Genomic DNA, 12,462 nt, shown 5'->3' with positions numbered 1-12,462 from the left:
CCCTTTTAAAACTATATTTCTATATACCTGTTAATAATACTCTCTATGTAAATATGTAACACTTCCTCAAAGGTATTTTCATTAAAATGAAAATAATTTGAACATAGAACAAAGCTTCCAACGAAAGCATTTGATAAGCCTTGCTTATCTACGCTTTTTACTACATTATTTTTGTACCAATAGTCTATTAACCCATCTACAAAATCTCCATAAAGATTTTCTACTCTGTTTACTTTCTTTAAATCTTGACTTGCAAATATTTTAAATGCCTCTTGATAAATAGGCTGTGTTTTAATTTTCATTGTCATATCTATGGCATACCTATAAATCACATCTAAAAGAAATTTCTTAGGATTTGTTAATGAATTTGAGAATTCTTTTTCTATGTCATTCAATTTCTGTATGGATCTATATGCCATTAAATCAATAATGAGAGATTCTTTGTCCTTCCAAAAACTATAGAAACTCCCTTGAGCTATCCCTACTCTTTTTGTCAGTTCTGAAATACTAAGTGATTTTTTTCCTTTTTCGTGAAACAAATCAAGAGCCGTTTCCATAATATCTTCTTTTATTTTAATCTTCTCTTCTTCTGTAAATGCCTTTGCCATCTAAGCCTCCAAATTTTATAAACAACTCTATGAATTTTTTATTTTTTATTCATATACATTATAACGTTGACAAGTTTAAATATCAATGAATATTTCATTTTATATTCATTGATATTTTTAAATTGTTATTAGCAAAATTTCCTACTCCAAAATTACTGATAATATTTCTATAGTCATCCACCTATAACACTCCTTTTCGTATTAGTGTTTTTAAATACTCTAAACTTTATACATTAAAATTTAGTTCTCTTTTAATTTAAATTCTATACTATACGAATTGTTTTTGAGAAAGCGTTTTAATCTTTCCACCCCTAAAATTTAATAAGAATTAATTTACGTTCTAATCAGAATTCAAAGTTATATTTATTAAACAGTGAATTCAAGCCAATGTTAACTGATAGATATTTCCCTATTATTTTTATTTTAAATTCTAAATTATATTTTGGCATAAAAAACCCCTTAAGTTAGGTTTTGTATTCCAACTTTAAGGGTCAGCTCATTCCGCTATTCGTTTTTCTTTTGGACATTTTACAACAGTCCCTCTCTTATTGATATTAAAAATAAAATATTTCTTCAAATTTTTTATCAAGTGCAATACATATTATAAGTGCTAATTTTGCCGTTGGGTTAAATTGTCCTGTTTCAATTGAACTTATAGTATTTCTTGAAACGCCAACAATATCAGCTAAATTTTGTTGTGACATTTTCTTTTCTGCTCTTATCTCTTTTAAATTGTTTTTTAACTTTAAGCTTTCGTCCATTATCTCAACCAATCCACTATTTGTGAAAAAAATAAAATTAACCCGCCAACTATCACTAAAATATATGATGTTTTTTCAAAATTACCACTATAATTTTTATTATATAACTTTGAAACAAATCTACCAACTATTGTCGCCATAAATACAAAAGTAGCTTGAGAAATATCTAAATTTTTATATCTTCCAACAATCCACACAATTATAAAAGCTATACTTGCAAAAATTGTTCCCAATTCATAACTCTTTAGTTTAAGACTTCTTTCTCTCTCATCACCAAATGTATTTTCTTTTTTATATTTATTTAATACTTCATCTTTATTCATACCCTCACCTCTATGACAAAATATGCTTTACATGGTTTAGTAACAATACTATGAATGCGATACAGCTTAAAATAAACACTGCTAAAAAAATTTTTTCTTTTGAAAATTTATGCTTTTCATAATATTCAGCCGCTATAACTCCACAAAATATAGATTGTATTGCATAACTTGTTTGCCCTGTAAAAATATTAAATACAATAAAAAATATAACTAACAATGTAAATGTTTTATATCCTAATTTCAATCCTCTAGTGTGTACATTTCCCGTTACTTCATCTTCTTTGTTGTCTCTGTTCTTTTTTAATATTTCTTCTATATCCATTGTAATCTCCTAAGTTATTTCAACCATATCCAATACAGAGTAGCTAAAATTAAAATCACTGCCGGCATTAAAGCTACTAAAAATTGAAATAAATAAAATTTTTGTCTATTAAATCTATATAATGTATAGCCTTGAGATGAGACAAATATCAGATACATTCCAAGAATAGATTCTCTCCAAACTACATCTTTTCCTCTTATAGCACATGAAACATAAATTAACACAAATACTAAAGACATCAAATTGAAACCTATTTTTAGACCTTGCATTGAATAACTTTCTTTTGCTTCATCAAAATTTTCATCTCTACTCTTTTTAAGTATTTCTTCTTTTAACATTTTAATACCTCCTGACAAGTTTACTTGGTAATTGAATTATATCCCCGCCAAGTTTACTTGTCAATGGGAATTTGCAAAATAAAAAGTGCTACTAAAAGCACTTTCTAATTTATTAAAATTTAAACTTCTAAAGGAATGTGTTTAAACTCATTTACATCAAACAATCCTTTGTCTGTCATCTTTATATCCGGTATAACCGGCAGAGCCATAAATCCAAGAGTCATAAATGGATCTATTCCATCTCCTACTCCAAGCTCTTTTGCCTTTTTTAGCAATTTTTTTATGTCTTCATGTACTTCTGTCATTGATTTGCTACTCATAATTCCTGCTATATCAAGTCTTAAAGAGCCTTCTAATTTTCCATTTGAAGATATTGCCATTCCACCGCTCATCTCATCTATTCTCTTTATTACGTTTAGCATATCTTCATCATTGTCTCCAATTACAACTAAATTATGGCTATCGTGTGCTATTGTGGTCCCAACAGCGGCATTTTTTATATCGTATCCCTTTATCAAGCCAATTGCTATTGTAGAATTTCCTGTGTGTCTTTCAATTACCACTATTTTTCTTATTCCGTCATCTGAGTATTCGAAGTATCCATCTTTTACATCTACATCACAGACAACTTTCTTTGTCAAAAGTGATTCTTTTTCCATTTCAATCACATGGACTCTGTTTGAATTCAATTTAAGTTTTAAATCTTCTAATTTAAAATCTTTTATTTTCATTTTTGAAAGTACTTTTGGAGAAAGTTTTGGAGAAAAATCTACTATTACTTTTCCGTCTTCTGCTACTTTCTTACCTCCAATGAAAACTGCTTTTGCGTTTATGTTATTCAAATCATCGAATAAAAAGAAATCTGCAACATACCCCGGTGCAATTGCCCCTGAATTTTCCATTTTGTAACACTGAGCCGGATTTAAAGTTGCCATTTTAATTGCATCTAAAGGTTCCATCCCCAATTTAATTGCTTTTCTCACATTGTTATCTACATTTCCATCTTTTAACAAGTCTTCCGGATGTCTATCATCTGTACAGAAGAAACAACGACTTATGTTATCTTTTGTAACTCCTTTTATCAGTGCTTCTAAATTTTTAGCAGCTGTACCTTCTCTTAATTGAATGTACATTCCACGGCGAATCTTTTCTTTCATTTCATCTACAGCTGAACACTCATGGTCTGTTAAAATTCCTGCTAATACATAATCATCCAACGCCTTCCCTGATAAAAGGGGAGCGTGTCCATCTATTACCTTATTGCTATTTTTAGCCAAGTCAATTTTTTCCAAGATGTCTTCTGCACGATTTACTGTTCCCACAAAATCCATCATCTCTCCTAACCCCAAAACTCTAGGGTCATTTATCATCTCTTTGTAATCGCAAGCTTTTAAAATAGCTCCGCTTGTTTCAAATGGTGTACATGGAACGCATGATGGCAACATTACATATACATGTGCCGGTAAATCTTTTGTCTCGTCTATTATGTATTCAAGTCCATCTAGCCCACACACATTCGCTATTTCATGCGGATCTGCTATTATAGTTGAAACTCCTCTTGCAACTAAACATTTTAAAAATTCAGCTGGAGATACCATTGAAGACTCAATGTGTACGTGTCCATCAGTCATAGTTGGTGATAGGTAGGCTCCTTTTGCATCTACAATCTCATCTGCATCTTCATAATCTCCAATACCAATAATTTTTCCATTCTTCACGGCTACATTTCCCTTGTAAATTTCATTTTGAAATACATCTATTACTCTGGCATCTTTTATTATCAAATCTGCTTTCATATCACTCTTTAACATTTCTCTCTCCTTATAAAAATAACATTTTAACTAAAGACAAAATTCCCATAGCATACATTGGTAAAGATATTTGTTTAAATTTACCAGTTATAATATTTAATACTACATAAGATAAAATTCCTATCATAATACCATCAGCAATACTGTAAGTAAGAGGAATTATGATAAAAGTTAAAAATGCAGGTATAGCTTCTGTTATATTATCAAAATCTATAGCTTTTACTGCACTTGTCATTGACAATCCAACTGTTACAAGAACCGGAGTTATAGCAGCGCTTGGTACTATTAAAAATAATGGGCTAAAAAATAATGCGAGTACAAACATTAATGCACTTGTTACCGCCATAAGTCCTGTTCGTCCTCCCTCTTCTATTCCGGCTGAAGTTTCTAATGTTGTTCCTACAACACTTGTTCCTAAACACCCCGCTACAATTGTTCCTAAAGAATCTACTAAAAAAGATTTATTCATATCTTTTGCTTCATTATTTTCATCTGTTAATCCAGCTTTTATTGAAAGACCTGTTACAGTCCCTATATTGTTAAAAATAGACATAAAAATGAAAACGAATACACATACGGCCATGTCTGTAGTAAAAATTTCTTCAGTTCCTACAAATTTAAAAGCTGTTGGCATAAAAGAAGGCGGCAAACTTACAATATTTTCCGGTAAAGATGTTATCCCTGTAATAACTGCTACTACCGTACTTCCTATTATTGTAATTAAAAAAGAACCTTTTATTTTAAAATAATTCATAGCAGAAAGTACAATAATCCCAAACAAAGCTAATAAAGCCTCAGGCTTTGTTATATCTCCTATTTTTAAAATAGCCCCCCCTGCTTCTACAATACCAGCATTCTTTAATCCTATAAATGTTACAAATAAACCGAGTCCAACAACCATTGCAATTTTTAAATTCATGGGTATTACATTACTTAATGTTATACGTATTTTAAAAATTGTAAGTATTGTTAAGATTATTCCGGCTATTAAAACTGATGTTAAAGCAAATTGCCAACTTTTTCCCATTCCAAATACAATTGAAAATACAAAAAATGAATCAAATCCCAATAGTGCACTAAAAACAAATGGTAAATTAGCATATAACCCAGCTATTAATGTTGCAAAAATAGTACTTATAATTGTTGCGGTAAACACAGCACCTCTTGGTATCCCTGTTTCACTTAAATTACCAGGTATAACAGCTAAAATATAAGCTATAGTCATAAATGTTGTAATTCCTGCAAAAACTTCAGTTTTTACAGAAGTATTCCTGCCCGATAAATTAAATACCCTTTCTAAAAAATCTGATTTTTTCATTAATAACCTCCATAATTAAATAAAACGATTTCTTTAAATAATATTTTATTACTTTTCATCTATTTTGTAAATAAATTATTTTTATTAATTTATCACTTTATCGAGTATTAAATGTATACTATACTCTTTTATATATTTCTTTTATTTAACTTATTATTTGTTAATAAATATGCTTATTTAAATTTTTAATTATAGTATCTAAAAATCGATTATTTTTAATTTTTATAAATTGCAACAATATGAATATAAAAAATTGGCACTATTTTTAAGAAAACAGAAACAAACAATCCAAATATCATGGGATTCATTAAAAATTTAATAATATAAAAACCCAGGAGATTTTTCCCGGGTTTGTCTTAATTCTGAACACTTACTTATCAGTGCTAAATTTTAAATTGCTCTAGGTATTATTATCACAATAAGTATTACTATAAAAAATATTATTGTATAAGCTAAATTTTGTTTTAATTCTTTTGTTGTCAAGTGAATTGTATCCTTGCCCATAAGTCTTGCTATACAAGTTGATATATATCCTATTATAGGCATTATTAAAAGCGCTCCTAGTGAAGTCACTCCCATATCTAATAATCTATAGAACGTAAGAATCATCAACATATTCAACAAAATATTAAGTGATAATACATTCTTTTTATCTAGCCAAATAAGTGCTAGGACTAAAAGTGTGGACACTATAAATATTATTCTAGCCAAATTATTCACTATAGTTATTCCGGATAGCTTAGCGTTATCTTTAAACTCTTGTGCATTTACTGTAAATCCTGAATCTGAAAAAGATATATTTTGTGCATCAGTGACTTTTTGTGAATTTGTAAACTTATCCACTTTAGCATTTGTCAAAAATACTGAAGTTCTGGATATAACATCCTCTTGTCTGTATTTTATGTCCATTGGCTCATAGTACAACGAGAAATTATAGCTTTCAACATTTGAATCAAGCTTAACTCTTATTTCAGATTTAGCTTTAAGATTAGTTTCTTTAGAATCAAGCGGAAGTTTTAATGACAATTTTTCATTAAACAGCATATTACTTATCTTATCATAATCACCTTTTAAATTAGCTACGCTATATTTTGCTTCTATCGGTGCTTCAAAGAATACTTGCCTTACCGGCGTTCCTAAAATTCTAAAATTAGATCCATCACCTATGTATGAAAATTCAACACCATACTTTATAAGTCTTCCACCATATCCATCAACTGGAGTTCTTGAAACCCTTAAGTTGGTGATATCAGATGGATTTTGAAATAGAATTCCTTGAAACTCTCTTGTAGAATTTTCATCCTGCTTCCATAAAATATCTGTTGAAAACTGTTTTGTTAATGTAGATAAAAAAAGAATGACAATAAAAATTCCAAATAGTATTACATTTTTCAACTTTCTATTCATTTTAACCTCCATATGTTTTAAGAAAACATTTTTCTAAGTACTATAATATCATATCACATCAAAATTATAAATTATAAAATTCAGATTTTATATTATACATTTTAATATAAAAAATAGAGGCTTGTACTGAGGCCTCTATTTAATATTTAATTTTAAAATGCTTTCATTATTATTCTTGCAGAGAATATAATATCCAATATCAACAATATAAAAAATATTTGTCTACTGCCAATACAGGTGACATAATAAATAATCCAACCATTACAAGCTCTTCTGAAGTAGCTATTTAAAATGGTGAGAATAAACATAATAAAATCAAGAAAAATCCTGATTATAAAGTTGTAACTGTACTTGTTTCAAGTAATGTTCTATCCATAGTCCCAACATAATCTGTTAAAAACATCTTACCTACATTTTGTAATTACCTTTTTTCATTCCCTTATTTAAAAATTATATATACATAGATATTAAACTTTTAATTTAACTCTATATTTTGTATCATAATCTAATATTGCAAAATTTACAATCTCTTTTAAAAATTCTTCAACTTGTTTTTCACTTCTGCCTATATAATTCACAGGATTTAGAATATTTTTAATGTCATCTTCTGTAATCGAAAAATCTTTGTCTTTTGCAAGTAGTTCTAATAAGTTATTATCTTTCCCTTCATCTTTTACTCTGCTCGCAGCTATCATGGAGTACTGTCTTATTTTTTCATGAAGTTCTTGTCTATTTCCACCTCTTTTTACAGCTTCCATCAATATATTTTCAGTTGCCATAAAAGGAAGTTCTCGTTCAACGTGTCTTTCTATAACTTTTTCATGCACTACAAGTCCACTTGTAACATTTATAGCTATATCTAAAATTGCATCTGTCGCCAAAAATCCTTCGGGAATTGAAAGTCTCTTATTTGCTGAATCGTCTAAAGTTCTTTCAAACCATTGTGTCGCTTCAACCATTGCAGGATTTTGTGCTATGTTTATCACATATTTTGACAATGATGCTATTCTCTCACTTCTCATTGGATTTCTCTTATATGCCATTGCAGAAGAACCTATTTGATTCTTCTCAAAAGGTTCTTCTACTTCTTTTAAATTTTGTAAAAGTCGTATATCATTAGTCATTTTATGAGCTGATTGAGCTATTTGTGATAGAGCTTGTAAAATTTGAAAATCTATTTTTCTTGTATAAGTCTGTCCTGAAACTGCAATTGCACTTGTAAATCCAAGTGAGTTCACTATTTTCTTTTCAAGTTCTTTAACTTTTTCGTGATCTCCATCAAATAATTCTAAGAACGAAGCTTGAGTCCCGGTTGTGCCCTTTACTCCTCTAAGTTTAAGATTTTCTATTCTATATTCAATTTCTTCTAAGTCAATTAAGAAATCTTGAATCCAAAGAGTTGCTCTCTTGCCCACTGTAACGAGCTGTGCCGGTTGGTAATGTGTATATCCTAATGTTGGCAAGCCTTTATATTTCTTTGCAAATTCAGATAGATTTTTTATCAATACAGCCAGTTTTTTAGCCACCAACTTTAAAGCTTTTCTCATAACTATTATATCTGTGTTGTCATTTACATAACAGCTTGTCGCACCAAGATGTATTATCCCCGCTGCACTCTTTGCCACGTCTCCATAAGCTTTTACGTGAGCCATTACATCGTGTCTAAGTTCTTTTTCATATTCAGCAGCTTTTTCAAAATCTATATTGTCTATATTTTCTTCTAATTCTTTAATTTGAGATGATGAGATATTTAATCCAAGTTCCATTTCAGCTTTGGCAAGTTCTGTCCACAAGATTCTAAATGTTTTAAATTTTTCCATATCTGAAAAAATATGACTCATTTCTCTACTTGCGTATCTTGTGTTTAAAGGGCTATTGTAAAGTTCTCTATCCATTATTTCTCCTTAAAATATTCTACTCCGGCTCTAAATATATTTTGATACTCTATGCCTTCTATATTTTTATACAAGTCACTATCAACTCTTTCAGAATGACCCATCTTTCCTAAGATTTTACCATCTTTAGAAATCAATGATTCTATATTTAAAACTGAACCGTTTGGACAATCTTCATACATTGCCACAACTTGCTCATTTTCAAATAAACTTCTCACACATTCTTCACTACCTACCAATCTACCTTCCCCATGTGAGATAGGAACTTTGTAAGATTTATTTTCTTCTAAAGTGCTCAACCAAGGTGAATTAGTAGTCAAAACTTTTGTATCTACCAGACAAGCTATATGTCTTCCAACAGTATTAAATGTCAATGTAGGGTCATCTTCTCCCAATTCTTTTATTTCTCCGTCAGGCAGCAACCCTGTTTTTATAAGAGCTTGGAATCCGTTGCATATTCCCAAAATCAAACCGTCATTTTCTTTTAGCATATACTCTATCGCTTCTTTTACTTTTGGCGACCTTATTACATTTGCTATGAACTTTCCTGATCCGTCCGGTTCATCTCCCATTGAAAATCCTCCAGGTATTGCTAAAATTTGAGCATTTCTAATCAATCTTGCAAATTCATCTATTGAGTCACTTATGTCTGAAGTATTTCTATTTCTAAATAAAAGTATGTCTACTTCTGCGCCTTCTTTTTCAAAGGCTTTCTTTGTATCCCATTCACTGTTTGTCCCTGGAAATGCTGGAATTACAACTTTTACTTTTCCTACTAGTCTATTTGATTTTAATCTTCTCTTTTCTACTTTTTTATTTACAATTTCTGTATTTAACTCTATTTTTGCCTTAGGCTTAAATATTTTATCTAAAGTATGAATGTAACTTTCTTCAAGTTCATTTGGCTCAAGTTCTATTCCATTTACAACTATTTTTTCAGAAAATTCACCTATATTCTTTATAAAATCTCTGTCTTCTAAATATTCAACTATAAAACTTCCATACCTTGGAGAATATAAATCGTCAAGTTCTATATCAAATCCAGTCTTATAAAGAGCTTGTTCATAAATTTGAGGAAGAGTCCCTTTAGCTGTTACAGCACTTATTGAGATAATATTTTTTTCCAATATATCTTTATGAATTTTTTCAAAGTTTTCTTTTAGCTTCTCTAAATTCAATTTGAAGTTTTCATCGTATTCAATTTCAACTAATCCCAACTTACCTTTTTTCTTAAACTCAGGTGAAACTATATTTTCAACATCTTCTGTTGATACTGCAAATGAAATTAGCGTAGGAGGAACATTTATATCTTCAAAAGTACCACTCATTGAATCTTTTCCACCAATTGGAGGCGTTTCAAAAAATGCAGAACTTTCAAGTGCTCCAAGCAGTGATTTTAAAGGCTTAGACCAAGATTCTTCAGTGCTAAGTCTTTCATAAAACTCTTGAAAAGAAAGTCTTATATTTTCAACTGAGCTTCCAGTTGCAATCAATTTTGAAATTGATTCAATTACAGCATAGTAACCACCTAAGTATTGAGATTCTTCCGATAATTTTGGATTGCATCCGTAACTCATAAGTGACGCTGTCTTTACATCTCCATCAAATGATGGAATTTTAGCAGCCATAGCTTGTATTGGTACTGTTTGATTTTTTCCACCAAGCGGAGAAAGTATTGTTGCTCTTCCAACAGATTGGTCAAATAATTCAATCAAATTCTTTTTTGAAGTTATGTTTAAATCACTTAGATATTCTTTTAAATTTTTAGGATTTTTATCTTCAACCTTTAAAGAGTTCGGTATGCTTTCAGACTTAACTTTAACCTTTTGAGTTCTCTCCGCTCCGGTTGAATTGATGAATTCATAACTCATATCTGCTATAATTTGATCTTTATATAACATGACCATTCTTCTATCGTCCGTAACTGTCGCAACATGGGTAGCTTCCAAGTTTTCTTCTTCAGCAAGTTTTATAAAAGTTTCACTATCTTCTGGTGCAATCACAACTGCCATTCTCTCTTGTGATTCTGAAATGGCAATTTCTCTCGGTTTTAATCCTTCGTATTTTAGAGGTACTCTATCTAAATAAATTTCTATGCTATCTGAGAGTTCTCCAATTGCAACACTGACTCCGCCTGCTCCAAAATCATTACACTTTTTAATTAATTCAGCAGCTTCTCTTCTTCTGAAAAGCCTTTGTATTTTTCTCTCTTCTGGTGCGTTTCCCTTTTGTACTTGAGCTGACTCTGTCTTAATTGAAGATACAACGTGTGACTTAGACGAGCCCGTTGCTCCACCTATGCCGTCTCTACCGGTTCTTCCTCCCAATAGAATTACTAAGTCGCCTTTTACAGGTTCTATTCTCTTCACATTTTCTAAAGGTGCTGCGGCTATCACTGCCCCTGCTTCAAGTCTCTTAGCAACATATCCACTGTGGTACATTTCGTCTACATAACCTGTTGCTAAACCAATTTGATTGCCATATGATGAATAGCCCCTTGCCGCTTCTGTGGTTATCTTCTTTTGTGGCAACTTTCCTTCTAAAGTGTCTGCTACTGATGTAAATGGATCAGCTGCCCCACTTATTCTCATAGCTTGGTATACAAATGCCCTTCCACTTAGCGGGTCTCTTATAGCTCCCCCAAGACAAGTGCTTGCTCCACCTATTGGCTCTATTTCTGTTGGGTGGTTGTGAGTTTCATTTTTAAACATCAAAAGATAATCTCTTAATTCTTCTGTTCCGTCAACTTCAACCTTAACTTTTATCTTTATTGAACAAGCATTTATTTCCGAACTAACTTCAAGGTCTTCAAGTTTTCCATTTTTTCTTAAGTATTTTGCAAGTATGGTCCCAAAACTCATCAAGCTTATCGGCTTTTTAATATTCAATTCTTGACGTAATTTTAAATAGTGTTCAAAAGATTTTTTAATTTCTCTATCCAAATTAGTCTTTTCTTCAAAATCAATATCAAGTCCGGTATTAAATGTAGTATGCCTGCAATGGTCTGACCAATAAGTGTCTATAATCGACAATTCTGTTTCGTTTGGATTTCTATTTTCACTTCTAAAGTATTCTTGAAAAACTTTTAAATCTTCCAAGCTCATAGCTAAATTTTTATTTTTCAAAAATTCATCAAGTTCTACATCTGAGAAATTTATAAATCCATCATAAGTAATATTTTCAACACTAGCTTTAGAGTTTTCTTCTAAAGTTTGATATTCATAATCCAATTTTATGCTTTCAGAGTCTACAGGATTTACCAATATGCTTTCTATTCTCTCAAGTTCTTTTTCACTAACTCCTGTGAACTCATACACCTTAGTCACTTTCGCAATTATATTGTCATTTGTAAACAATGCTATTGTATCCAACAAACCCTGTTCCCTTTGGTCAAATTGCCCAGGAAGATATGAAACTCTTATAGCTTTATCAAAACTATTTTCTAAATCTTTTGCTCCATCTCCAACGTAAAGCTCATCTACAGGTTTTTCTGAGAGAATTGTATACAGTATTGAATTTAAAGTTTCTTCGTCTATTTTCAAATCATATCTTCTATAAATTCTCAACTTTTCTACTTGTATATTTAAAGAATTTCCAATTTCTTTTTTTAGGTCCTCAGACTCATAATCAAATTCATCTTTCTTTCTGACATAAATTATTTTTACATCTTCATTCATGA

Annotated in this window: 10 protein-coding genes; all 10 read right to left on the bottom strand. The window is 30.5% G+C overall.

Translation table 11 applies throughout. From position 1 onward, the window contains the following. Window positions 1-11: 11 nt before the first annotated feature. Window positions 12-608, bottom strand: a complete 597-nt coding sequence (locus tag DYE58_RS08045; RefSeq protein ID WP_004821187.1) for a TetR/AcrR family transcriptional regulator — start codon at window positions 606-608, stop codon at window positions 12-14. Between the two features lie 554 nt (window positions 609-1,162). Next, window positions 1,163-1,369: a helix-turn-helix transcriptional regulator gene (locus DYE58_RS08040; protein WP_004823566.1), complete on the bottom strand. Its 207-nt coding sequence runs from the start codon at window positions 1,367-1,369 to the stop codon at window positions 1,163-1,165. Further along, window positions 1,369-1,692: a DUF6442 family protein gene (locus DYE58_RS08035; protein WP_004823565.1), complete on the bottom strand. Its 324-nt coding sequence runs from the start codon at window positions 1,690-1,692 to the stop codon at window positions 1,369-1,371. The genes DYE58_RS08040 and DYE58_RS08035 overlap by 1 nt, the downstream gene beginning before the upstream one ends. 10 nt (window positions 1,693-1,702) lie before the next feature. Further along, the gene (locus DYE58_RS08030; RefSeq protein WP_115312181.1) at window positions 1,703-2,014 is read right to left on the bottom strand and encodes a DUF6442 family protein; all 312 of its coding nucleotides are present in this window, start codon (window positions 2,012-2,014) and stop codon (window positions 1,703-1,705) included. 14 nt (window positions 2,015-2,028) lie between these two features. After that, window positions 2,029-2,352 carry a DUF6442 family protein gene (locus DYE58_RS08025; protein WP_004821184.1) on the bottom strand — a complete coding sequence of 108 codons (324 nt, stop codon included), beginning with the start codon at window positions 2,350-2,352 and terminating at the stop codon, window positions 2,029-2,031. 119 nt (window positions 2,353-2,471) lie between these two features. Further along, window positions 2,472-4,163, bottom strand: a complete 1,692-nt coding sequence (ade, locus tag DYE58_RS08020; protein WP_004821181.1) for an adenine deaminase — start codon at window positions 4,161-4,163, stop codon at window positions 2,472-2,474. 10 nt (window positions 4,164-4,173) lie between these two features. Further along, a complete protein-coding gene (locus DYE58_RS08015; protein ID WP_004821180.1) occupies window positions 4,174-5,481 on the bottom strand; it encodes an NCS2 family permease in 1,308 nt (435 codons plus the stop codon). Between the two features lie 390 nt (window positions 5,482-5,871). Continuing rightward, window positions 5,872-6,888 (bottom strand): hypothetical protein, encoded by a 1,017-nt coding sequence (locus DYE58_RS08010; protein ID WP_040552353.1) that lies wholly within the window; start codon window positions 6,886-6,888, stop codon window positions 5,872-5,874. A gap of 467 nt (window positions 6,889-7,355) precedes the next feature. After that, a complete protein-coding gene (gene purB, locus DYE58_RS08005) occupies window positions 7,356-8,783 on the bottom strand; it encodes an adenylosuccinate lyase (protein ID WP_004821176.1) in 1,428 nt (475 codons plus the stop codon). Next, window positions 8,783-12,460 carry a phosphoribosylformylglycinamidine synthase gene (locus DYE58_RS08000; protein ID WP_115312180.1) on the bottom strand — a complete coding sequence of 1,226 codons (3,678 nt, stop codon included), beginning with the start codon at window positions 12,458-12,460 and terminating at the stop codon, window positions 8,783-8,785. The genes purB and DYE58_RS08000 overlap by 1 nt, the downstream gene beginning before the upstream one ends. Window positions 12,461-12,462: the final 2 nt, after the last annotated feature.

The organism is Peptoniphilus indolicus (assembly GCF_900454665.1).
Lineage (GTDB): Bacteria > Bacillota > Clostridia > Tissierellales > Peptoniphilaceae > Peptoniphilus > Peptoniphilus indolicus.
Note: the sequence above shows the minus strand (reverse complement) of the source record. Positions and strands in the feature narration are given on the sequence as shown.